This is a genomic window from Kitasatospora sp. NPDC056327 (genome assembly GCF_042261735.1).
Classification (GTDB): Bacteria; Actinomycetota; Actinomycetes; order Streptomycetales; family Streptomycetaceae; genus Kitasatospora.
Genome location: NZ_JBHJRC010000129.1, coordinates 1 through 21,782, shown reverse-complemented (window position 1 = coordinate 21,782; position 21,782 = coordinate 1). Strand labels below are relative to the sequence as shown.

The window sequence follows — 21,782 nt, the reverse complement described above, 5'->3', positions numbered from 1 at the left end:
GAGGCCGGCGCCGTAGAAGGGGGCGGTGTCGTAGTAGCGGATGCCCTGCTGCCAGGCGGCCTCGACGGTGGCGGCTGCCTCGGTGTCGGGGATCGCGCGGAACATGTTGCCCAGCGGAGCGGTACCGAAGCCGAGCTTGCCGGGAAGGATCTTCTTCAGGGACATGGTGGTGCCTTTACGGGGGAGTGAGGGGTGATCGCCCGCGAGTGCGGCGACTCCACCACGGGAGCCGCACTCAGTGAAACACCGGCGGACGGGCGCCGCATCTAGATGCGAACGCGTCTTACATGTGTAGACAATAGTTGCAGACGCGCTCTAATGCAAGAGCCCGGTCCGCATCCCGGCCCGGCGCACGCCCGCCCCCGCCCCGCACCCGGTCAGACCAGGCGCTGGTCCTCGAAGCACCACCGCCAGGCCTCCCCCGGCTCGAAGCTGCGCATCACCGGGTGACCGGTGCGCCGGTGGTGCTCGGCCGACCAGTACCCGGGCGTGGACTCGCAGCAGCCGACATGGCCGCAGAACAGACAGAGGCGCAGGGCGACCGGCCGCTGACCGATCTCCTCGCAGTGCGGGCAGGTGGTGGTGAGCGGCGCCGGCTCGGGGTCCGGCAGCTCGGCGGCGTGGCCGCAGGGGCGGGAGGGAGACATGGCCCTCAGGGTACGAGCAGCCGTCCGGTTCCTGTGCTTCTGTGTCGCCATGTCCCTGAGCAGCCCCGGTGTCCTGTTCCTCCTGGTGGCGGGCAGCGCCGTGGTGGCGGGCGCCGCCCGCCGCTACCGGCTCTCCGCGCCGCTGCTCCTGGTGGTGGCCGGTCTGCTCGCCTCCGAGCTGCCCGGGGTCCCGCACTACTCGCTCGACCCCGGGATCGTGCTGCCCCTGGTGCTGCCGCCACTGCTGTACACCGCCGCCCAGGACGCCTCGTACACCAGCCTCCGGGCGAACCTGCGGCCGGTGGTGCTGTACTCGGTCGGCTACGTGCTGTTCAGCACGGCGGCCATGGGCCTGGTCGCCCACGCGCTGATCCCGGAGATGCCGCTGACGGTGGCCTTCGTGCTCGGCGCGGTGATCGCCCCGCCGGACGCGGTCGCGGCGACGGCGATCGCCCGGCGGGTCGGACTGCCCCCGCAACTGGTCTCGATCCTCCAGGGCGAGAGCCTGGTCAACGACGCGACCGCGATCACGGGCTACCGGGTCGCGGTCGCGGCGGCGGTCGGCGAGGGGTTCTCCTTCGGCAGCGCGGTGGGCGAGTTCCTGCTCGCCGCACTGGGCGGAACCGCGGTGGGACTCGTGCTGATGTGGCCGCTGCAGCGGCTGCGGGTACGGATCAGCGACCCGCTGCTGAACAACACCTTCTCGCTGCTGGTCCCGTTCGCGGCCTACGCGGCGGCGGAGGCGATCCACGCCTCGGGCGTGATCGCGGTGGTGCTCGTCGGCCTCTACCTCGGCCACTACGCCAACTGTGTCGACTTCGCGCTGCGCCTCCAGGAGGAGGCGGTCTGGCGGATGGTCTCGTTCATCCTGGAGTCCACCGTCTTCGCCCTGATCGGCCTGCAGCTTCCCGTCGTGGCCGGCCGGCTGAGCGGCTACTCGGCCGGGGAGCTGGCACTGTGGACGTCGGTGCTGCTGGTCGCGCTGATCGCGCTGCGGTTCGCCTGGTCCTGGCCGGCGGCCTACCTGCCGGGCCTGCTCAGCCGGCGCATCCGGGAGCGGGAGGGGCGCCCCTCGTGGACGCGGCCCGTCGTGCTCGCCTGGGCCGGGATGCGGGGCGTGGTCTCGCTGGCCGTCGCCTTCTCGATCCCCGAGAGCACCCATGACGGCGCTCCCTTCCCCCAGCGCGACCTGGTGCTCTTCCTGGTCTTCGCGCTGGTGATCGGCACCCTGCTGATCCAGGGCCTGACGCTGCCGGCCCTGGTGCGGCGCCTGCCGCTGCCCCCGCCGGACCCGGCCACCGAGACCCTGCGGGAGGCGCAGGCGCAGTACGAGGCCTCGCGGGCGGCGGAGGACCGGCTGGACGAGTTGCTGGAGGACCCGCGCAACCGGATCCCGGAGGCGATGGAGACCAGGCTGCGCCGACTGATGGAGCGCCGCCGCAACGGCGTCTGGGAGCGGATGGGCTCGCCCGTCCACGAGGAGACGGGCGAGTCGGTCGACGCCGCCTACCGCAGGCTGGCGCGGGAGACCCTCGACGCCGAGCGGATCGCCCTGGTCGCGCAGCGCGACGCGGGGCGGATGGACGACGAGCTGCTGCGCCGGCTGGTGCGGCGGCTGGACTTCGAGGAGGCACTGCTGGAGCACACGGAGGACTGAGCCCCGGCGGGCCGGAGCGGGCCGGGGTCAGCCGGGTCGGCCAGGGCGGGCCGGGTCAGTGCGAGAAGCTCAGGAAACCGATGATCGGACCGGCACCGGCGAGCAGACAGATGACCACGGCGGCCGCCCACGTCCCCGGCCCCGCCGGAGGACAGGTCCGCTCCTCGCCCGCGACGGATTCGGGGCGGGCATGGCCGGATCGGGTGATCTGCATGGCGAGGTCCTTCTGGGTGGTCTTCCTGCGGGCGACAGAACTGCCCGACCTCCGCAATATTTGCACACGCACTCTATCTGCGCAAGCCGCAGGGTGGCGGACGCCGACCGATGGCGGCCCGGCGGCCGCGGGGTAGCCGGTGGAAGGCCGCCGCCGGAACGGGCGGGCGCGCTGCGGACAGCCGGACCGCGATGGCCTGCGGGGCGGCACCGAGCCCGCGCGGACGGCGGGGAGACCGGGGCTTCCGAACGACCGGACGGGGTGCCGAGGATGGCTGTCCGATACCAACTCCTCACCTCTGAAGGGCAGTTCGAATCATGCTCCGGATCCTCGCCAGGCTGGCCGCGGCCCTCGCGGTCACCGCCGCGCCCCTTCTCGGCACGGGTGTCGCGGCCGCCACCGACCCCCCGACGACGCCGATCGTGAACTCCCTCGTCGGAGTGGGCGCGGACGTCGACCAGGACCTCTACACCCGGTTCGCCACCGCGTACGACGCCTCCCTCACCGCCGCCGGGGACACCAGGTCGTTCCGCTTCCACAGCTGGGGCTCCGACGGGTCTTCTCCCATCACCCCCAAACTCGGCGCGGCCGCCATCGCACGTCCCCGGTACGGCGACGCCGGCATCACCGCCCTCGCGAACACCACCACCGCCACCCTCGACTTCGCCCGCAGCGCCCGCCGGCCGCGGTCGAACGACCGGCCTGCGGTGTTCCTCCCGATGGCCCGGGACGCCCTCACCTGGGCCGCACCGCTGAACGGCAACGCGCCCCGCAATCTCACCACGCAGCAACTGGCCAACATCTACAAGTGCTTCAGCACCGACTGGGGGGCGTTCAACCCCTCCGCTCCCCTTCCCTCGACCATCCGCCCGTTCCTGCCGCCTCCCGGCTCGGACCTCCGCGCGCTGTTCCTCGCCGCTCTGGGCATCTTCAACACGGACGAGGTCGGGCCCTGCGTCGGCACCGTCCCGGGGGAGAACGACGGCACCGATCCGCTGCTGAACGGCCCGAACGCGATCGTCCCCTACTCCGTCGCCCGCCATCTCGCCCAGACCTACAAGGGGTACTCCCGCCCCGGCAGCGCGCCCGGCCAGTACGTCCTCCGCGACATCAACGGCATCGCGCCCCTGGCACGCCCCGAGTCGGAGGTCGAGCTGCCCTACGTCCCGAACATCATCTTCGTCAACACCGCCTTCGGGTACCCGCTGTCCACGGTCGTCCGGCCACAGGACTGGGCGGCGAGCACCGCACAGGGGAACGCCCTGCGCGCCGTCTTCGGCCCGAACGGCTGGATCTGCAAGGACCCCGTGGCCCAGCGCGAGATCCGCAACATCGGATTCCTCTGGATGCCGCCCGGCCGCTGCGGCATGACCTGGACCGCTCCCAGCTGACCCCCGCACCCGGTCCCGCCACGTCCCCCGCCGCGCCGGGCGGCGGGCGGGCCGGTGCGCGGACAAGGTGCGCGGACAAGGTGCGCGGACGAGGTGCGCGGACGAGGTGCGCGGACGAGGTGCGCTGCACCGCGCGCCGAACCGGCCGAACCACCCGGGGCCGCTCCGGCGCGAGCCCGGAGGCACGACCGCAGCCCTCTCCGGCCCGGGACCCGCGGACCGGTCGGACGGTCGCCTTCGCCCGGACGGGGTCAGCCGCTGCCGATGCGGCGGCCGGTCACCTCGTCCGGGCGGATCCGGATCCAGAGCGGGCGGTCGCCGCCGGCCCACGGGACCGCGCCGGGAAGGGTGGCCAGCCGCCGCTCCTCGTCCGGGTCGTCGACGTGGTGGGCGGTGCCGTGCATCAGCACGCTCCAGCCGGCGCTCAGGTGCTCGTCGATCTGGTCGGTCTGGAAGGAGACCGGTGAGCCGTCCGGCGCCGCGGCCGCGCCGCGGGGGGAGGTGTGGTACACGATCGTCCGGCTGTCGACGAGGTAGTTCACCGGGTAGACGGCCGGCGCCGGCGTCGCCGGCAGCCCCACCCGGCCGATGCCGTGGGTGCCGAGCAGGTCCCAGCACTCTGGCTCGGTGAGGTGCATCAGCAGCGGCCGCGCGTCCGCCGAGGGCTGCGACTGCCCGGGCGGAGCGTCCTGCCGCCCCTCCAGCAACTCGTTCCAGGTCATGCCGAGCACGGCCGCGATCCGGGCGAAACCGGCGGCGTCGAAGGCCGGGCCCACCTCCAGCAGGTGCCGGAGGTAGGCGGGGGCCATCGCCGCCTGGTTGGCCAGGGCCCGGTCGTCCAGGCCCAGCTGGTCTCGGCGCTCGGCGATCCGGCGGGCCACCTCCGCGGTGTCGGCCCGCCGGACGGCGTCGAGGTCGGGGGTGCGGTTCATGACTCGGCTCCTGGGATGCTCGGCTCTCGGCGGCCTCGGTCCGTGGGAGGTCGGAGCCTTCGTCGCCCGGGTCCTCCTCCCGGACGCCCCGGGTGGTGCCCGGGCGGCGGACCGGCGGTGCCGTTCCGCGCTCCCCTCCCGCGTCCCGCCCTGGCAGCATCCCCGGCGCCGGTCCGGCGGGCGAGCGGCGTGGGCCGTTCGGCCCTGTTCCGCGCCGGCGCGCTGCCGGAGGCGGGGCCGGCCGGACCGGGATCGTCCCGACACCACGTCGCGGGCTCATCCGCCGAGCCGAAGGCCACCGGCTGCTCCGCCCCGTCCCGGCAGCGGGGTGGAGCGGGCCCGTCGGCCGCCGTCGCGACCGAAACCGTTCCCGCCCGCTCGCCCGCGGGCCCTCGGCGCCGCAGGCCGGGCCCCACGATGCACGGCGGGCTCAGCGGCGCCGCGACCAGACCGGCTCCACCCGCTCCCAGCCGGGCTCCCAGCCGACGACCGCCCGCCGGTCCAGGGCACGGTGGCGCAGCGTGAAGGCTCCGACCGCCACGGTGCCGAACGCGACGGCGGCGGCGAAGGCGGCCAGTCCGGCCTCGGTCAGCAGGGCCGCGGTGTCCCGGGCGGCGGCGACGGGGACGCCGCGGTCGTCCAGGCGCAGCGGCACCGAGGTGCCCTCGGCGGTCCCCGGCGGGACCTCGATCCGGCCGCTGCCGGTCCCCTCCGGGCCGGTCCAGCGCGCCTCCGCGTGGGCCCGGACGCTGCCGGCCCGCAGGTCCGTGCGGGCCGGGCCGGCAGTGACCGCGGTGACCGTGTGCCGCCGGCGGGCGGCCTCCCGTTCGGCCTGCGACTCCGCGCGGAACACCAGCACCGCCGTGGCCGCGCACACGGCCAACAGGACGGCGAGGACGACCGGCACCGCGAGGACGAGCCGGCTGCGGGCCCGGTCGACCGGGCGGCAGAGCGGGTTGCGGTCCCGGCCGAAGGCCCGGCGGACGTGTCCGCCGAACGGCGGGTGCGCGGCCGGATGCTGCTGGGCGGGCATGGCGACCTCCTCGGGGCGGGCCGTCGGTCGTCGGCCGTGCGCCCAGTCTCGCGGCCCGCCGGCCGCCGTCCCAGGGCCGGCCGGGCCCGTCACCCGGGCCGTCCGGCCCTGCCGGTACGGTCCGGTGGTGGTGCCATGGAGGTACGGGACGGCTCAGGTCGGGCCGGACCGTGTGGAGGAGCCATGACACCCATGTCCCCCGGCCACGGGCCCGGGCCGATCGTCCTCGGGGTGGACAGCGAGCCCGCGCCCCTGGCCACCGCCTGGGCCGCCGACGAGGCCGACCGCCGCGGGCTCCCGCTGCGGCTGGTCCACGCGGTCCCCTCGCTGACCCGCGAGTTCCGTCCGCTCGACACCGGCCGCTACCACGCGGAACTGCGCGCACAGGCCGACGAGGCGATCGCCGCGGCCGAGTCCGCGGCCCGCGAGCGGCATCCCGGGCTGAAGGTGACCACGGTGGTCGCGGAGGACGTCGCGGCCCCGGCGCTCTGCCGGGAGTCCGCGCACGCCTCGCTGATCGTGCTCGGGACCAGACGTCTGGGCCGGCTCGAAGAGACGCTGAGCCTCTCCTCGGTGACCGTCCCGGTGAGCGCCCAGGCGCACTGCCCGGTGGTGGTGGTCGGCGGGCCGGAGCATCCCGAGCAGGACCCGCCGTCCGTCGTGGTCGGCGTGGACGGCAGCGCGGCCTCGGCGGCCGCCGTCCGCTTCGCCGCCGACCTCGCCGCGCGGCGGCAGGCCGTGCTGCACGCCGTCCGGGTGCGGCGGCGCATCCCCTTCGCCCGGATCGACCCGCCCGCCGTCGAGGAGGAGATCCGGCGGCTGCTGGTGGCGAGCACCGCCGACGCACTGGCCGAGCACCCCGGGGTGCGGCTCACCCACGAGGTGGTGCGCGGCCATCCCGTGGAGGAGCTGGCGCGGGTGTCGGAGCGGGCGCTCGCGGTCGTGGTCGGGCGGCGGGGCGGTGGCGGCTTCACCGGCATGCGGCTGGGCTCGGTGCCGCACGGGCTGCTGCGCCGGGCCCGCTGTCCGGTCGTCACCGTCCCGGTGCCGCCGGAGCACCGGAACTGACGTCACCGATTCCCGGGAGGCCGACATGAACGCACCGGACACGGGCCCCGGGGGCGGGCCCGGGGAGGACGGGGGGCCCGCCGGCCGGGACGGCGGACGGGGCGCCGCCCCCGTGGCCGTCGGGTTCGACGGCTCGCCCGAGAGCCTCGCCGCCACCGGCTGGGCGGCGCGCGAGGCGGCCCTGCGGCGGCTGCCGCTGGCACTGCTGGAGGCGTGGCCCTGGCCGCGGACCGACGTGGTCGGCAGTGACGAGGTGATCAGCGCCGACCGGGAGCGGCTGGCCGGCCGGGAGGCGGAGCTGCGGGCGGAGTGCGCCGGGATCGAGGTGACCTCGGCCCATGTCCACCAGGACCCGGTCGAGGCCCTGGAGGGGGCCGCGCGCACGGCCGCCCTGCTGGTGCTCGGCTCCCGGGGGCTGGGCACCGTGCACGGCTTCCTGGTCGGATCGGTCGGCCACCAGGTGCTGCGCCGGGCGGCCTGCCCGGTGGTGCTGGTGCGCGCGGGGTGGGACGCCCCGCCTACCGGGGAGGGCGGGAAGGGAGCGGCCCCGGACGCGCGGGCCCGGGACGTCGTGGTCGGCGTCGACCTGCGGCGCCCGTGCGAGGAACTCCTCGCCTTCGCCTTCGAGGCGGCCGCCCTGCGCTCGGCGCCGCTGCGGATCGTCCACGGCTGGGAGCCGCCGGTCGCCGGCGAGTACATGGGTCCCGCCGCGGTCGACGGCGCCGCCCGGGACCTGTCGGCCGTCGACCGGGACCGGCTGGACGCCCTCCTGCGGGCCTGGCGCGACCGCCGACCGGAGGTCGAGGTCACGGCCGCCCTGGTGCACGCCCCGCCGCCCGACGCGCTGGTCGGCGCCGCGGCGACGGCCGCCCTGGTCGTGGTGGGCCGGTACGCGCGGCGGTGGCCGCTCGGCACGCACCTGGGACCGGTGGCACACGCCGCCGTCCACCACGTCGGCTGCCCGGTCGCCGTCGTGCCGCACGGCTGACAGCCCGCGCCCGGCGGTGGAGGCGCAGCCGGGTCGCCCCCGGCTCGGCGCGGGAGCCGGCGGCGTCCCCGGCCGGACGATCGCGGCACGACGCGCCCCCGGGCGGTCGCCCCGGAGCGGCGAAGGCTCCGTCCAACGGACGGCGCGGACCGAACGGCCCGCGCCGGGCCCTTCCGGCGCGCGACACCCGGGGGTGACGGAACCCCGGGCGGCGGCGGGAAGGGGCTGCCCGTGCACACCGTGATCGTCTGCGGGAGCACGTACGGCAGCACCCGGGAGATCGCCGAGGCCGTCGCGGAGGACGTCCGCGCGGCGGACGGCCCGACCCGCGTGCACGGCCCGTCCTCCGGGCCCGGCCGCCGGACGATCGCCTCGGCGGAGGCGAGGCGCGAGGGGCACGAGGAGGCCACCGACCCGGCCCGCGGGGCCGGGCCGGGAGAGGCGGCGGCGCCGCGCCCGGCATCGCCCGCCGCCGCCACGAGGTGGTCGCCGGACCCGAGGGCTTCGTCGTCGAGGACAGGGAGAGCCGCTCCGCGCGGGCGGGCCCGGACCGCGCCCGGGAGTGGAAAGCCGGCCTGGTCCGGTGCCCCCGGACGGCAGCGGCGTCCGGGGGCGTCCGGGTGGGTCCGGGTGCGTCCGGGTGCGTCCGGGTGCGTCCGGGGCTCCCGGCGACGACGGGCACGGCGACGACGCGGGCCGGCCGGCACCGTCCGGGCCTCCTGCGGTCCCCGGCCGGTGGGCCGACGGGCCCGGCCGCCCGGGACCGCGGTCCGGGCGGCCGGGACGGGGCGGTGGGCTCTGGGCGCGGGGCGCCGGTCCGGGCGAGAGTGGAGTCAGCCCCGAGGAGGTGGCCCACGATGGACCGGATCAGGATCGCCAAGCGCCCGGAACGCCCGCGGCCCCGGCCGCCGCTGGACCTGCGCACGCCGTCCGGCCGGCCGCTGCCGTACTGAGGGCCCGGCGGCGCCCCGGGGGCGCGCCGCGGTACGGTCGGGCCCGGTCACGAGCGGAGACGGGGGCCGGGGTGGGATCGAACGCGGAACAGGACGCGGCACGGGACACGGCACGGGAGGCGGAGCCGGGCACGGAGGCGGACGACGTTCCCGGGTGGTTCTGGGAGGTGCTGGCGGCGACCCGTCCACGGCTGACCGCCCTGGAGTCGTGGCTGGGGTCCCGGCCGCGCGAGGTGCTGGAGGAGTTCGCGCTCGCCCACGAGTGCGCGGCCGAGTCGCTGGCCGACTACGCGGACGGGGTGTGCGTGGACGGGGACGGCTGGTCCGAGGACGACACCGAGGACCTCTGCGCCTGGGTGGTCGCCCAGGGGCACGGGTTCTGGGAGGCGGTGCGCACGGGGAGGCTGCGGCTCGACGAGGCCGCGCGGCTGTACCTGGGCAGGACACCGCCGCCGCCCGGCCACCCGGCGCCCTGGGACGACGAGGTCGCGGACCCCCGGCACCGGGGCTACCGGTCCCCCGCGGCCATCGTCCACGGCGTCTACCGCACGCGGTTCGCCGAGGAGCTCCACGAACGGCTCGGGCACCACTGAGGAACCCGCCCGCCGCGGGGCGCGCCGACGGGCGCCGGGCCGGTGGGAACCGGCCCGGCACCCCCGGCAGGGCCGTCCCTCCTCCGGGACGGTCTAGCGCGGTGCTCCCGGGGCACCGGTCAGCGCGCAGCCCGGGCGGTTCAGGTTCAATCGCGAGCCCGCGGTCAGGCAGGCGGCGATCCGATGGACCTGCTGGCCGTAGCTGCGGCCCTGCACCGCGGTCACGGATCCGTCCCGGGCGACCTCGCAGGGGTTGTTGTCGGTGCACTGCCCGCCGTCGCGGTTGTGGGTGTTGTGGATGCCCACGACGGTCTCCCCGTCCGGCGCCAGCAGCGCACTGCCGGAGTAGCCGGGCCTGCTGACGCAGCCGTCGCCGGTGGCGTAGCGCACCGCGCGGTCCTGTTCGTGGCCGTCCTCCCGCAGGCGCGGCACCACGGCCTCCACCGTGCACGACGGACGGTTGACGTTGTAGGCCATGGACAGCCGGTCGCCCCTGCGCATCGGGGTGGTGGACAGCCGGAAGACCTTCGCGCCCTCCGCGGTCAGCTGTGCGTAGGTCTTGTCCAGCCGGTACAGCGCGATGTCGGTGCCCGACATCGTCGCGTACACCAGCCGGGTCGCGCGGGCGCTGGTCCGGGGGTAGCCGGCGGAGTCGTTGATGGTGACCGGGTCCTTCAGATCGGCCGGCCGGTCCACCAGGGCCGTCCCCGGTGCGGGCCGGCCGCTCGGCACGCAGTGGCCGTTGGTCAGCACCAGCGCCGGGTCCTTGGGGCGCGCGGTGGGGGGACGCACCACGGACCCCAGGCAGGCGCCCACCTTGGCCGTGCCCTCCACGTTCGGGACCGGGTCGAACGGCGGCACGTCCGTTCCGGTCACGATGCCGTTGATCCAGGCGGAGTTCTTCGCGACATCGTTGTACAGGCCGGGAAAACTGGCGTCCTTGTTGCCGGCACCGACGACCGTTCCCGCCAGCACCCACTCGTCGCCCTCGCGAACCAGGGCAGGCCCTCCGGAGTCCGTCGTCCCGGGCCCCACCGGAGGATCGATGCGGCCGATGCACAGGGGCGGGAGGGCCCCGGTGTCGTCCAGGCAGTCCTGGAGCGGCACGACCTCGGTGTCGGCTTCGCGCAGTCTGTTGGAGAAGCACACGGGGTCGGCGAAGTCGTCGCAGTCCGCCGAGGACGGGCCCCAGCCGAGGATGCGGGCGGGCGTCCCCACCGCGGGCGTGGTGGCGGCCGGCCGTACGGGCTTGGCCGCCACCGGGTTGCGCAGGTGCAGCACCGCGATGTCCTCGCCCGGGGGGTCGTACTTGACCGTACGGCGGTAGAACGCGTCGACCTCGGCGACCTCGCCGCCGTTGGTGACGTCCAGCGACCCGACGCGGACCTTCCAGTCACGGGGAACGCCCGACTTCGAGCCCGTCGGGGTGCTGGCGCAGTGCCCCGCGGTCACCGCCCACTGCGGAGCGATGAGCACGGCCCCGCACCGGTGTCCGTCCGGGCGGGGCGCGTCGTACTGGAGCGAGGCCATGAACGAGTACGGCTGGGTCGACTCGGTACCCCCGACGACGGCCTGTGCCGGTAAGGCGGTGACCAGGCCCGTGATCGCCACGGCCCCCGTCGTCAGGACGGCGGCCGTCCTTCGGCTCATCCACGTGCGCATGTGCGACTCCCGTTCGTCCGCCGCCGGCCGTGCGGCCGGGCGGCCATGTGCGGAGGAACGGCACCGGGCCGTTCCGCATGGCCACGATCTTGAACGCAGGGAGTATCCGGTGGACTTCGGCCGTGCTTCGGCCGCACCGCGGCAACCGCTCGAACGTGTTTCGACGGGGCCGGCCCCGGCCGGGCGGATCAGTCCCGGGCCGGGGTGATCAGGCCGTAGTGGCCGTCGAAGCGGTGGTAGAGGACGTTTCCGCGGCCGGTGGCCGTGTCGGTGAAGAAGACGAAGGGCAGGCCCGCGAGGTCGAGGCGTTCCACCGCACCGTCGAGGGTCAGTTCCGGGACGCCGGCCGTGCTGACGGTCAGTCCGGGGACCGGGTCGGCGGGGGCGCCGGTGGAGGCGAGGCGGTGCGGGCCGGTGCCGTCGGTGCGGTAGACGACGCTGTCGGCGCCGCTCGCGGCGTCGGTGAACAGGTGGAAGGCGTAGTCCATCGCCTCCAGGTCGAGCACCGCCGACCAGGCGCTCTGGCGGGCCAGGCCGTAGGTCTTGTGCCGGACGATCCGCCGCTCCGCCGCCGCCCGCTCGACGTGCTGCGGGCGGTGGTCCTCGCCGGAGCGGTCGACCCGGGCCGCGGTGTGGTGGCGCTGCCGGGCCTTGGCGAGCTTGGCACCGAGGCGGTCCTGGAGCCGGTCGAGGGCCTCCTGCATGGTGGCCGCCGCCACCTGGGCGCGGACCGGGCGGCCGTTGAGGTCCACGACGGCCTGGGCGACCGAGGGGCGCACCACCGAGTGGTGCGGCTCCTGGGTGAGCTTCACCCGGACCGCGAGGACGGGCTCGTGGGTCCGGCGGAGGACGGTCTCCAGCTTCGCGCGGGCGTAGTCGGGCGCGGCCAGGGAGACCGCGCCACGGGTCGTCACGTCGATCTCGACGGCGGGCGGGCTCTGCAGCGGGTTCATCGAAACGTCCTTTCCGGAAGACGCCGGGACACGGACACCGCGACGGCGTCGCCGTGTCCGTGAGGTCGATCCTGCGCGGACGGGACGGCCGGGAGCAGGGCCGGAGGACCCTCCTGGGGCGGCCGGGGGTCCCGGCCGGGGCCCCGGGGCGTCCGGCCGGCCGGGCGGGGACCGAACGGCCCTCGTCCGGCGCGCCGCCGGCCCCCACGATCGGACGCATGGAATCCGACCGCACACCCACCGCGCACGTCCCGCTGGACCATCGGCACTGCCGGCGTCTGCTGGCAGGCTCCTCGGTCGGCCGGGTGGTCTACACGGTCGGCGCGCTGCCGGCCGTCCTGCCGGTCCGCTACCGGCTGGGGCGGGACGGCAGCGTGCTGCTGCGCGCCGCCGCCCGTTCGGAGCTGGTGCGGGCCGTCTCCGGGGCCCTGGTGGCGTTCGAGGCGGGTGAGGTCGACGAGGCGGACGGGGCGGGCTGGAGCGTGACCGTGCTCGGCCGGGCGGACGTCTCGGCGGACGGCGCGCACCGGGACGACCCGGCCCCGCCGGGCGCCCGGCCGGCGGGCCAGGTCTCGATCCGGATCCGGCCCGAACTCGTCACCGGCCGGCTGCTGCCGGACGTTCCCGCCTGACCGCCTGACCGCCTGACCGCCTGACGATCCGTACGCCCGTACGCCCGCCCGACCCGCCGCACACCGACCGCCCTCCCGGCCGGGCGGCGCCGGCGGCTCGGTGCGGCAGTGGTGCGGCAGCGGTGCCGACCGCACCACCCGGTGCCGCCCTCCGCCGGACAGCCCGGCTCGAACACCCCGACCGGCACCGTCGCCCCGCTCCCGGAGGTCTCCTCGGTCTCCCGCGCCCGCCCGCGATCACGACGGACGCCGGTGCCCGGGGGCGGCCGAAGGGCGCGCCCCGACCGGGACCTTCGGCGGGCGGATGGGGCTGCTCGGTCCCTGTGGCCGGCCGCCCCCGGGGCGGGACGCTGAGGGCCGGAAGGGACCGCGCACACCGGTGTCGCGGCCCGCCGGGGACCGGGAGGTCGCGGAGATGCTGCACAACGTGACGGTGGGGATCGACGGTTCGGCGCAGAGCGCGGCGGCCACCGGGTGGGCCGCCCGCGAGGCCCGTCGGCGGGGTCTGGTGCTGCGGATGGTCCACGTGGCGGGGTCGGAGACCGACGCCCTGGAGCGCGACCTCGGTCTGGAGGCGGCGCTGCCGGCCCGGGTGGCCGAGATCTGCGACGCGGTCGCCGCCGCGGAGCCCGAACTGGACGTCACCTGCGAGGTGCGGCCGGGGCACCCGGCGTACGAGCTGGCCGCCGCGAGCGGGCGGGCGGAACTGCTGGTGCTGGGGTCGCGCGGCCTCGGCGGGTTCACCGGTCTGCTGGTCGGCTCGGTCGGTCTGCGCACCGCCGCCCGGTCGGCCTGCCCCGTCGTCCTGGTCCGGGCTGGTACGGACGACCGGGCCGGTGCGGACGACCCGGACGCGGCGGAGGGCGAGGTGGTCGTCGGCGTGGACGGCGAGCGGCCGTGCGACGCCGTCCTGGAGTTCGCCTTCCGGGAGGCGGCCGACCGCGGGGCCGTCCTGCGGGCGGTGGAGAGCCGCACCGCCTCCCACGAGAGCTACGCCACCGAGGCACCCGTCGCGCAGGCGGAGATCCGGGAGGCGATGGCCGCCGCCGAACAGGTGCGGCTGGAGGACGCGCTGGCCCGCTGGCGGGAGAAGTTCCCGGAGGTCCGCACCGAGGCCGAGGTGAGCCCCTGGAGCCCCAGCCGGGCGCTGGTGGAGGCCTCGCGCGGTGCGGCGCTGGTGGTGCTCGGCCGGCGCACGGCCCGGCACCCGCTGACCGGACCGCACCTGGGCCCGGTGGTGCAGTCGGTGCTCCACCACGCGCACGGCCCGGTCGCGGTCGTCCCGCACGGCTGAGCCGGCGTCACCGGGACCAACCACCCGCCACGGCAGGGACCTTCGGTCCGCGGGAAGGTCCCGTTGGACGGATCCCCGCAGCCCCCCACGCACGGAACCCTGGAACCGAAGGCGCAAGCGGCCCCGCCGGCGCCCGACGACGGACGACGACCGGAAAGGCAGTCCAGCATGTCCTCCCGCCCGAAGCACGAGGCCCGCACCCGGCCCCAGGCCGGCACCCCGGCCGAGCACGGCGCCCCCGCCCCGGCCCCCGCCGACGCCGTCGACCGGCTGGTCGCCGACGCGCTGACCGCCCTGGACTCGTACGCCTCCTTCACCCAGGAGCGGATCGACCACATCGTCAAGAAGGCCTCGCTGGCGGCACTGGCGGAGCACACCGGCCTCGCGGTGCTGGCGGTCGAGGAGACCGGACGGGGCCTGTTCGAGGACAAGGCCGTCAAGAACGTCTTCGCCTGCGAGAACGTCACCCACGTGATGGCCCGGACGAAGACCGTCGGGGTGGTGCACCGGGACGAGATCGACGGCATCGTGGAGATCGCCGAGCCGGTCGGCGTGGTCGCGGGCATCACCCCGGTCACCAACCCCACCTCCACCACCGTCTTCAAGGCGCTGCTCGCCCTGAAGACCCGCAACCCGATCGTCTTCGCCTTCCACCCGGCGGCGCAGCGCTGCTCCGCGGAGGCGGCCCGGATCGTGCGGGACGCGGCGGTGGCGGCCGGGGCCCCGGAGCACTGCGTGCAGTGGATCGAGGAGCCGTCGATGGCGGCCACCGACGCGCTGATGCGCCACCCGGGGGTGGCGACCATCCTGGCGACCGGCGGCAACGGCATGGTGCGGGCGGCGTACAGCTGCGGCAAGCCCGCGCTGGGCGTCGGCGCCGGCAACGTGCCGGCGTACGTCGAGCGGAGCGCGGACCTGCGCCGGGCGGTCAACGACATCGTGCTGTCGAAGACCTTCGACAACGGCATGATCTGCGCCTCCGAGCAGGCGGTGATCCTGGACGCGGAGATCCGGGACGCGGCGCTCGCGGAGTTCCGCAGGCTCAAGGCGCACCACGCGAGCGCCGAGGAGAAGGCGCTGCTGGAGCGGTACCTGTTCGGGGTCGGCGACGGTGTCTCCTGCGCCGGGGCGAAGCTGAACGCGGAGGTGGTGGGCCGCACCGCCGCCGAGATCGCGGCGGCGGCCGGCTTCGAGGTGCCGGCCGACACCTCGGTGCTCCTGGCCGACTGCGGGCGGGTCGGCCCCGCCGAGCCGCTCACCCGGGAGAAGCTCTGCCCGGTGCTCGCCGTCCTCACCGCGGGGTCCCGCCGGGAGGGGGTCGAACTCGCCGCCGCGATGGTGGAGTTCGACGGGCTCGGGCACTCGGCGGCGGTGCACACCGAGGACGCGGCTTTCACCGAGGAGTTCGGGCACGCGGTCAAGGCCTGCCGGATCATCTGGAACGCGCCGAGCTCGCAGGGCGGCATCGGCGACGTCTACAACGCCTTCACGCCGTCGCTCACCCTGGGGTGCGGCAGCTACGGGCACAACTCGGTGGCGGGCAACATCTCGGCGCTGAACCTGGTGAACATCAAGCGGATCGGGCGGCGCAACACCAACATGCAGTGGTTCAAGGTGCCGCCGAAGATCTACTTCGAGCGCAACTCGGTCAAGTACCTGGCGAGCATGCCGAACGCGCACCGGGTCGTGGTGGTCACCGACCACACCATGGTGGCGATCGGCCACCTGGAGCGGATCCGGGACGTGCTGGACCGCCGGCGGGAGCCGGTCGAGGTGCGGGTGGTCGACTACGTCGAGCCCAACCCGAGCATCGACACGGTGCGCCGGGGCGCGGAGCTGATGCGGGAGTTCGAGCCGGACACCGTCATCGCGCTCGGCGGCGGCTCGCCGATGGACGCGGCCAAGGTGATGTGGCTGATGTACGAGCACCCGGAGGTCGAGTTCGAGGACCTCAAGGAGAAGTTCTTCGACATCCGCAAGCGCGCCTTCACCTTCCCCGACCTCGGCGAGAAGGCCAAGCTGGTCTGCATCCCGACCACCTCGGGCACCGGCAGCGAGGTCACCCCGTTCGCGGTGATCACCGACACCGCGACCGGCCAGAAGTACCCGCTCGCGGACTACGCGCTCACCCCGAGCGTGGCCATCGTCGACCCGGCGCTCACCACCCGGCTGCCCGCCCACGTGACCGCCGACACCGGGTTCGACGCCCTCACCCACTGCATCGAGACCTACGTCTCGGTCTACGCCAACGACTTCACCGACGGCCTGGCCCTGCAGGGCGTCCGGCTGGTCTTCGAGAACCTGGAGCGGGCGGTGACCGCCGGCGCGGACGACCCGGTGGCCCGCGAGAAGATGCACAACGCCGGGACGATCGCCGGCATGGCCTTCGGTTCGGCCTTCCTGGGCGCCGTGCACGCGATGGCGCACACCCTGGGCGCCACCTTCCACGTCGCCCACGGGCGGACCAACGCGCTGCTGCTGCCGCACGTGATCCGCTGGAACGGCTCGGCCCCGGCGAAGGTCACCGGCTGGCCCAAGTACCAGAGCTACCAGGCGCCGGAGCGCTACCAGGCGATCGCCCGGATGCTGGGCCTGCCGGCCGCCACCCCGGAGCAGGGGGTCGAGTCGCTCGCGGCGGCGGTCGAGGAGCTGCGCGACCGGGCGGGCATCCCGCGCTCGTTCAAGGAGGCGGGGGTCGACGAGGAGGCCTTCCTGGCGGCCCTGCCGCAGCAGGCGATGAACGCCTACGAGGACCAGTGCGCCCCCGCCAACCCCCGGATGCCGCTGCTCGCCGACATGCAGCGGCTGATGCGCCAGGCCTACTACGGCGACCAGGCCTGAGACCGGCCCTGGAACCGGCCCGGGACCGGGCCCGGACCCGAGAGAAGAAGGAGACACCGGGATGACCACCTCGCAGCAGCCGCGGACCGCCGGAGCCCCGGCCGCCGACAGCACCGCCACCACCGCCGCCCCCGGCACCACCGGCCCGGCCGCCACCGCCGGACCGGCGGAGCCGGCCTGGGACGGCTTCCGGGACGGCCCCTGGCAGGACGGTGTCGACGTGCGCGACTTCGTCCAGCGCAACGTCACCCCGTACGAGGGCGACGCGGCCTTCCTGGCCGGCCCCACCGAGCGGACCCTGGCGGTCTGGCGGCGGATCACCGACCGCTTCCCCGAGGAGCGCGCCAAGGGTGTGTACGACGTCGCGCACGGCATCCCCTCGGGCATCACCGCCCACGCGCCCGGCTGGATCGACCGGGACCGGGAGCTGATCGTCGGCCTGCAGACCGACGCCCCGCTCAAGCGCGCGATCATGCCCAACGGTGGCTGGCGGATGGTCGCCGGCGCGCTGAGGACCTACGGCTACCCGGTCGACCCCGGGCTGGAGAAGGTCTTCACCGAGTACCGCAAGACCCACAACGCCGGGGTCTTCGACGCCTACACCCCGGGCATCCGGGCCGCCCGCAAGGCCGGCATCATCACCGGGCTGCCCGACGCCTACGGGCGCGGCCGGATCATCGGCGACTACCGCCGGGTCCCGCTCTACGGCGTGGACCGGCTGATCGCCGCCAAGCTCGCCGAGAAGGCCGGGCTGGACGCCGCCCCCACCGACCCGGCGCGGCTGGAGGAGACGATCCGCCTGCGCGAGGAACTCGCCGAGCAGCTCCGGGCCCTGGGCGAGCTCAAGGCGATGGCCGCCGCCTACGGGTACGACCTCTCCGGCCCGGCGGCGACCGGCCGGGAGGCGGTCCAGTGGCTGTACTTCGCCTACCTGGCGGCGGTGAAGGAGCAGAACGGCGCGGCCATGTCGCTCGGCCGCACCTCCACCTTCCTCGACGTCTACCTGCAGCGCGACCTCGCGGCCGGGCGGCTGACGGAGGAGCAGGCCCAGGAACTGGTCGACGACTTCGTCGTCAAGCTGCGGATCGTGCGTTTCCTGCGCACCCCCGAGTACGACGAGCTGTTCTCCGGCGACCCGACCTGGGTCACCGAGTCGATCGGCGGCATGGGCACCGACGGGCGGACCCTGGTCACCCGGACCTCGTTCCGCTACCTGCAGACCCTGTACAACCTCGGTCCGGCGCCCGAGCCCAACATGACCGTCTTCTGGTCGCCGCAACTGCCCCTGGGCTTCAAGGAGTTCTGTGCCAGGGTGTCGATCGACACCTCCTCGGTGCAGTACGAGTCGGACGAGCTGATGCGCCCGCGCTTCGGCGACGACACCGCGATCGCCTGCTGCGTCTCCGCGATGGCGGTCGGCAAGCAGATGCAGTTCTTCGGCGCCCGGGTCAACCTCGCCAAGACGCTGCTCTACGCCGTCAACGGCGGCCGGGACGAGAGGTCCGGCGAGCAGGTCGGCCCGGCGACCGGCGCGATCACCTCCGAGGTGCTGGACTACGACGAGGTCATGGCCCGCTTCGACGAGCAGATGGAATGGCTCGCCGGGACGTACGTCCACGCGCTCAACGTCATCCACTACATGCACGACAAGTACGCCTACGAGCGGCTCGAAATGGCGCTGCACGACCGGGACGTGCGGCGCACCATGGCCTGCGGCATCGCCGGCCTCGCGGTGGCGGCGGACTCGCTGGCCGCGATCAGGTACGCCCGGGTCACGCCGGTGCGGGACGGGACCGGCCTGGTCACCGACTACCTGGTCGAGGGCGAGTACCCGGCGTACGGCAACAACGACGACCGGGTGGACGCGATCGCGGTGCACCTGGTCGAGGAGTTCATGCGCAAGGTCCGCAAGCACCCCACCTACCGGGGCGCCGAGCACACCCAGTCCGTGCTCACCATCACCTCCAACGTGGTGTACGGCAAGAAGACCGGCAACACCCCGGACGGCCGCCGGGCCGGCGAGCCGTTCTCCCCCGGGGCCAACCCGATGAACGGCCGGGACCGCCACGGCTGTGTCGCGAGCGCGCTCTCGGTCGCCAAGCTCCCCTACGCCGAGGCCGAGGACGGCATCTCGCTCACCCACACCGTCGCCCCGGACGCGCTCGGGCGCACCCCGGCGGAGCGGATCACCAACCTGGTCGGCGTGCTGGACGGCTACACCGCCGTCGGCGGCTTCCACATGAACGTCAACGTCCTCAACCGGGAGACCCTGCTGGACGCCATGGAGCACCCGGAGAACCACCCGCAGCTGACCATCCGGGTCAGCGGCTACGCGGTCAACTTCGTCCGGCTCACCCGCGAGCAGCAGCTCGACGTGATCAACCGCACCTTCCACGAAGCGCTGTAGTCCGCACCGGTACGCGCCGCCGGTCCCCCGCATGCCGGGCGGGCACCGGCGGCGCCCCACCGCGCCCCACCGGGCGGCGCCACCCGGCGCCGCCGGTACCGGAGAGGGAGAACCGTGATGACCGACACCACCCCCGCCACCGCCCCCGTCGGACCCCCGGCCTCCGGGCCCGCACCCGCAGCCGCACCCGTAGGCGCACCCGCCGGGCCGGCACCCGCGACCGGGATGCTGCACTCCTGGGACCTCTCCACGGGCGTCGACGGCCCGGGCACCCGGTTCGTCACCTTCCTGGCCGGCTGCCCGCTGCGCTGCCAGTACTGCCACAACCCCGACACCCGCTACCTGAGCGACGGCCGCCCGGTCACCGCCGACGACCTGGTCCGGGAGGCCGCCAAGTACACCGTCTTCATCGGCGCCGCCGGCGGCGGAGCCACCGTCAGCGGCGGCGAGCCGCTCCTCCAGCCGGCCCTCACGGCCGAGCTGCTGCACCGCTTCAAGCACGAACTGGGCCTGCACACCGCCCTCGACACCTCCGGCTACCTCGGCACCCGGGCCACCGACGCGCTGCTCGCCGACACCGACCTCGTCCTGCTGGACATCAAGTCCTGGGACCCGGCGCTCCACCGGCAGGTCACCGGCCGCGGGATCGCGCCCACCCTGGACTTCGCCCGCCGCCTGGCGGACCTCGGCACCGAGGTCTGGGTGCGCTTCGTCCTCGTCCCCGGCCTCACCGACCCGATCGCGAACGTCGAGGGCGTCGCCGGGTTCACCGCCTCGCTCGGCAACGTCACCCGGGTCGACGTGCTGCCCTTCCACAAGCTCGGGGCCGCCAAGTGGCGCGCCCTCGGTCTGGACTTCCCGCTCGCCGACACGCCGGTCCCCACGGCCGACCGGACCGCCGCCGCCCGCGCGGTCTTCGCCGCCCACGGCCTGAACGCCGTCTGATCCCCCCACACCCGGCCGGGCGCACGCCCGAGGACGCGGGCGGTCTCGCACGCCCGTACGGCGCCGAAGGGCCAGGGGTGTCCACCGCGGCAGCCGTGCCGCCGGACGGTCAGGACGCGAAGGCCCGGTCCAGCAGTCCGGACTTCGCCTGCGCGACCAGGTCGCGGAACTGCTCCTCGCTCATCTGGATCCGCTGGCCGAAGTCGTCGGTGATCCGCACCCGGCGGTCGCTGCCCGCCCCCGGGTCGACGAACAGCCGGGGGCAGCCGCAGTCGCAGTCGCCGCAGAAGGTCGCGAGCGGTTCGGGGCCGGATTCGGGCATGGTGACCACCTCGGGTGCGAGCGGGCGACGCGACACGCGCCGCCCTCCCCCTACCCGGCCGCCGGCACGCGCCAACCGTTCCGCACACGGACCGGCCCGCCGCCCCGCCCCCTTGTTGCACATAGGATGCAGGTGCAATCCATGAGTGAGAAGGAGCTGTGACCGATGGCGGGATCGCCGGTGGTACTGGGCATCGAGTCGTCCTGCGACGAGACCGGCGCGGGCCTGGTGCGCGACGGCGTACTCCTCGGACAGGCCGTCGCCTCCTCGATGGACGAGCACGCCCGCTACGGCGGCGTGGTGCCCGAGATCGCCGCACGGGCGCACGTGCACGCGATGGCACCCGTGGTGCGCGAGGCCCTCGACCGCGCCGGGCTCACCCTCGCCGACGTCGGCGCGGTCGCGGTGACCGCGGGCCCCGGGCTGTCCGGCGCACTCCAGGTGGGCGTCGCGGCGGCCAAGTCCTACGCCTTCTCGCTCGGTGTCCCCCTCTACGGCGTGCACCACCTGGCCGGGCACGTCGCCGCCGCGACGCTCGACGGCGGACCGCTGCCCAACCCCTGCGTCGTCCTCATCGTCTCCGGCGGGCACACCTCACTGCTCCTGGTCCGGGACCTCGCCCGCGACCCCGTCGTCCACCTCGGCGACACCCTGGACGACGCGGCCGGCGAGTGCTTCGACAAGGTCGCCCGCATCCTGGGCCTGCCCTACCCCGGCGGCCCCGCCATCGACCGCGCGGCCCGCGACGGCGACCCCTCGGCCGTCCGCCTCCCCCGCCCGCTCAGCGGACCGAACGACCCCCCGTACGCCTTCTCCTTCTCCGGCCTCAAGACCGCCGCCGCGCGCTGGGTCGAGGCCCGGCGGGCCTCCGGCGCCGAGCCGCACGTCCCCGACGCCGCGGCCTCCCTCCAGGAGGCCATCGCCGACACCCTCACCCGCAAGGCCGTCCGCGCCTGCACCGACCACGGCATCGACACCCTCGTGGTGGTCGGCGGCGTCGCGGCCAACTCCCGCATCCGCGCCCTCACCGAACAGCGCTGCGCCGCCGCCGGCATCACCCTGCGGGTCCCCGCGCTGCGGCTCTGCACCGACAACGGGGCCATGATCGCCGCCATCGGCGACCTGCTCGTCCGCTCGGGCGCCGCCCCCTCCCCGATGGACCTCTCGATCGATCCCTCCGCCCCGCTCGAATACGCCGCGCTCTCCCCGCGCGCGGCGGCCCGCGCCGCCTGACCACCCTGCGGTGGCTC

19 protein-coding genes are annotated in these 21,782 nt (G+C 75.2%); 11 read left to right on the top strand and 8 right to left on the bottom strand.

All coding sequences use genetic code 11. The features are described 5' to 3' along the window. Together ACFCX4_RS19785 and ACFCX4_RS19780 are read right to left on the bottom strand one after the other, a co-directional pair. A partial coding sequence (locus ACFCX4_RS19785) for an aldo/keto reductase (RefSeq protein ID WP_376144125.1) occupies positions 1–165 on the bottom strand: 165 nt, incomplete at its 3' end. Positions 166–377: 212 nt separating this feature from the next. Then, positions 378–647: a UBP-type zinc finger domain-containing protein gene (locus tag ACFCX4_RS19780; RefSeq protein ID WP_376144121.1), complete on the bottom strand. Its 270-nt coding sequence runs from the start codon at positions 645–647 to the stop codon at positions 378–380. 49 nt (positions 648–696) lie between these two features. Between ACFCX4_RS19780 and ACFCX4_RS19775 the strand changes: the two genes are divergently transcribed. Next, positions 697–2,304, top strand: a complete 1,608-nt coding sequence (locus ACFCX4_RS19775) for a Na+/H+ antiporter (RefSeq protein ID WP_376144119.1) — start codon at positions 697–699, stop codon at positions 2,302–2,304. A gap of 55 nt (positions 2,305–2,359) precedes the next feature. Here ACFCX4_RS19775 and ACFCX4_RS19770 read toward each other — a convergent pair whose 3' ends face one another. After that, on the bottom strand, positions 2,360–2,518 hold the full coding sequence (locus ACFCX4_RS19770) for a hypothetical protein (RefSeq protein ID WP_376144117.1): 159 nt from the start codon (positions 2,516–2,518) through the stop codon (positions 2,360–2,362). A gap of 317 nt (positions 2,519–2,835) precedes the next feature. Here ACFCX4_RS19770 and ACFCX4_RS19765 point away from each other — a divergent pair, with 317 nt between their 5' ends. After that, the gene (locus ACFCX4_RS19765; protein WP_376144115.1) at positions 2,836–3,909 is read left to right on the top strand and encodes a substrate-binding domain-containing protein; all 1,074 of its coding nucleotides are present in this window, start codon (positions 2,836–2,838) and stop codon (positions 3,907–3,909) included. A gap of 251 nt (positions 3,910–4,160) precedes the next feature. Here ACFCX4_RS19765 and ACFCX4_RS19760 read toward each other — a convergent pair whose 3' ends face one another. After that, positions 4,161–4,841, bottom strand: coding sequence for a helix-turn-helix domain-containing protein (locus ACFCX4_RS19760; protein ID WP_376144113.1), 681 nt, complete (start codon positions 4,839–4,841; stop codon positions 4,161–4,163). 430 nt (positions 4,842–5,271) lie between these two features. Then, entirely contained in the window at positions 5,272–5,874 is a 603-nt protein-coding gene (locus ACFCX4_RS19755; protein ID WP_376144111.1) for a hypothetical protein, read from the bottom strand. A 183-nt stretch (positions 5,875–6,057) separates the two neighbouring features. Between ACFCX4_RS19755 and ACFCX4_RS19750 the strand changes: the two genes are divergently transcribed. The 3 genes from ACFCX4_RS19750 to ACFCX4_RS19740 all read left to right on the top strand — a co-directional run bounded on the left by ACFCX4_RS19750 (position 6,058) and on the right by ACFCX4_RS19740 (position 9,476). Beyond that, the gene (locus ACFCX4_RS19750; RefSeq protein ID WP_376144109.1) at positions 6,058–6,942 is read left to right on the top strand and encodes a universal stress protein; all 885 of its coding nucleotides are present in this window, start codon (positions 6,058–6,060) and stop codon (positions 6,940–6,942) included. A 25-nt stretch (positions 6,943–6,967) separates the two neighbouring features. After that, complete coding sequence (locus ACFCX4_RS19745; RefSeq protein ID WP_376144107.1) at positions 6,968–7,930, top strand: universal stress protein; 963 nt, start codon at positions 6,968–6,970, stop codon at positions 7,928–7,930. Positions 7,931–8,954: 1,024 nt separating this feature from the next. Next, a complete protein-coding gene (locus ACFCX4_RS19740; RefSeq protein ID WP_376144106.1) occupies positions 8,955–9,476 on the top strand; it encodes a hypothetical protein in 522 nt (173 codons plus the stop codon). Between the two features lie 93 nt (positions 9,477–9,569). On the opposite strand, the gene ACFCX4_RS19735 is transcribed toward ACFCX4_RS19740, so the two are convergent. Together ACFCX4_RS19735 and ACFCX4_RS19730 are read right to left on the bottom strand one after the other, a co-directional pair. Continuing rightward, entirely contained in the window at positions 9,570–11,126 is a 1,557-nt protein-coding gene (locus ACFCX4_RS19735) for a trypsin-like serine protease (protein WP_376144104.1), read from the bottom strand. A gap of 200 nt (positions 11,127–11,326) precedes the next feature. Beyond that, complete coding sequence (locus tag ACFCX4_RS19730) at positions 11,327–12,091, bottom strand: HPF/RaiA family ribosome-associated protein (protein ID WP_376144102.1); 765 nt, start codon at positions 12,089–12,091, stop codon at positions 11,327–11,329. Between the two features lie 218 nt (positions 12,092–12,309). Between ACFCX4_RS19730 and ACFCX4_RS19725 the strand changes: the two genes are divergently transcribed. The 5 genes from ACFCX4_RS19725 (at position 12,310) to pflA (ending at position 20,210) form a co-directional block, all read left to right on the top strand. After that, positions 12,310–12,723 carry a pyridoxamine 5'-phosphate oxidase family protein gene (locus ACFCX4_RS19725; protein WP_376144100.1) on the top strand — a complete coding sequence of 138 codons (414 nt, stop codon included), beginning with the start codon at positions 12,310–12,312 and terminating at the stop codon, positions 12,721–12,723. Between the two features lie 415 nt (positions 12,724–13,138). Further along, positions 13,139–14,017, top strand: coding sequence for a universal stress protein (locus ACFCX4_RS19720; protein ID WP_376144098.1), 879 nt, complete (start codon positions 13,139–13,141; stop codon positions 14,015–14,017). A 168-nt stretch (positions 14,018–14,185) separates the two neighbouring features. Then, positions 14,186–16,858 carry a bifunctional acetaldehyde-CoA/alcohol dehydrogenase gene (gene adhE, locus ACFCX4_RS19715; protein ID WP_376144096.1) on the top strand — a complete coding sequence of 891 codons (2,673 nt, stop codon included), beginning with the start codon at positions 14,186–14,188 and terminating at the stop codon, positions 16,856–16,858. Positions 16,859–16,919: 61 nt separating this feature from the next. Continuing rightward, complete coding sequence (gene pflB / locus ACFCX4_RS19710) at positions 16,920–19,265, top strand: formate C-acetyltransferase (protein ID WP_376144094.1); 2,346 nt, start codon at positions 16,920–16,922, stop codon at positions 19,263–19,265. A 117-nt stretch (positions 19,266–19,382) separates the two neighbouring features. Then, positions 19,383–20,210 (top strand): pyruvate formate-lyase-activating protein, encoded by an 828-nt coding sequence (gene pflA / locus ACFCX4_RS19705; RefSeq protein WP_376144092.1) that lies wholly within the window; start codon positions 19,383–19,385, stop codon positions 20,208–20,210. Positions 20,211–20,319: 109 nt separating this feature from the next. On the opposite strand, the gene ACFCX4_RS19700 is transcribed toward pflA, so the two are convergent. Further along, positions 20,320–20,532, bottom strand: a complete 213-nt coding sequence (locus ACFCX4_RS19700; RefSeq protein WP_376144123.1) for a hypothetical protein — start codon at positions 20,530–20,532, stop codon at positions 20,320–20,322. A 165-nt stretch (positions 20,533–20,697) separates the two neighbouring features. Here ACFCX4_RS19700 and tsaD point away from each other — a divergent pair, with 165 nt between their 5' ends. Beyond that, on the top strand, positions 20,698–21,765 hold the full coding sequence (gene tsaD / locus ACFCX4_RS19695; protein WP_376144090.1) for a tRNA (adenosine(37)-N6)-threonylcarbamoyltransferase complex transferase subunit TsaD: 1,068 nt from the start codon (positions 20,698–20,700) through the stop codon (positions 21,763–21,765). The last annotated feature ends 17 nt before the right edge of the window (positions 21,766–21,782 follow it).

What these genes read in the sequence shown, in the direction of transcription:
- pflB (WP_376144094.1), top strand. Translation starts at nt 16,920, where the DNA reads ATGACCACCTCGCAGCAGCCGCGGACCGCCGGAGCCCCGGCCGCCGAC.
- ACFCX4_RS19745 (WP_376144107.1), top strand. Translation starts at nt 6,968, where the DNA reads ATGAACGCACCGGACACGGGCCCCGGGGGCGGGCCCGGGGAGGACGGG.
- ACFCX4_RS19700 (WP_376144123.1), bottom strand. Translation starts at nt 20,532, where the DNA reads ATGCCCGAATCCGGCCCCGAACCGCTCGCGACCTTCTGCGGCGACTGC.
- ACFCX4_RS19780 (WP_376144121.1), bottom strand. Translation starts at nt 647, where the DNA reads ATGTCTCCCTCCCGCCCCTGCGGCCACGCCGCCGAGCTGCCGGACCCC.
- ACFCX4_RS19770 (WP_376144117.1), bottom strand. Translation starts at nt 2,518, where the DNA reads ATGCAGATCACCCGATCCGGCCATGCCCGCCCCGAATCCGTCGCGGGC.
- ACFCX4_RS19720 (WP_376144098.1), top strand. Translation starts at nt 13,139, where the DNA reads ATGCTGCACAACGTGACGGTGGGGATCGACGGTTCGGCGCAGAGCGCG.
- ACFCX4_RS19725 (WP_376144100.1), top strand. Translation starts at nt 12,310, where the DNA reads ATGGAATCCGACCGCACACCCACCGCGCACGTCCCGCTGGACCATCGG.
- ACFCX4_RS19775 (WP_376144119.1), top strand. Translation starts at nt 697, where the DNA reads ATGTCCCTGAGCAGCCCCGGTGTCCTGTTCCTCCTGGTGGCGGGCAGC.
- ACFCX4_RS19735 (WP_376144104.1), bottom strand. Translation starts at nt 11,126, where the DNA reads ATGAGCCGAAGGACGGCCGCCGTCCTGACGACGGGGGCCGTGGCGATC.
- ACFCX4_RS19760 (WP_376144113.1), bottom strand. Translation starts at nt 4,841, where the DNA reads ATGAACCGCACCCCCGACCTCGACGCCGTCCGGCGGGCCGACACCGCG.
- ACFCX4_RS19750 (WP_376144109.1), top strand. Translation starts at nt 6,058, where the DNA reads ATGACACCCATGTCCCCCGGCCACGGGCCCGGGCCGATCGTCCTCGGG.
- ACFCX4_RS19765 (WP_376144115.1), top strand. Translation starts at nt 2,836, where the DNA reads ATGCTCCGGATCCTCGCCAGGCTGGCCGCGGCCCTCGCGGTCACCGCC.
- adhE (WP_376144096.1), top strand. Translation starts at nt 14,186, where the DNA reads ATGTCCTCCCGCCCGAAGCACGAGGCCCGCACCCGGCCCCAGGCCGGC.
- tsaD (WP_376144090.1), top strand. Translation starts at nt 20,698, where the DNA reads ATGGCGGGATCGCCGGTGGTACTGGGCATCGAGTCGTCCTGCGACGAG.
- ACFCX4_RS19755 (WP_376144111.1), bottom strand. Translation starts at nt 5,874, where the DNA reads ATGCCCGCCCAGCAGCATCCGGCCGCGCACCCGCCGTTCGGCGGACAC.
- ACFCX4_RS19730 (WP_376144102.1), bottom strand. Translation starts at nt 12,091, where the DNA reads ATGAACCCGCTGCAGAGCCCGCCCGCCGTCGAGATCGACGTGACGACC.
- pflA (WP_376144092.1), top strand. Translation starts at nt 19,383, where the DNA reads ATGACCGACACCACCCCCGCCACCGCCCCCGTCGGACCCCCGGCCTCC.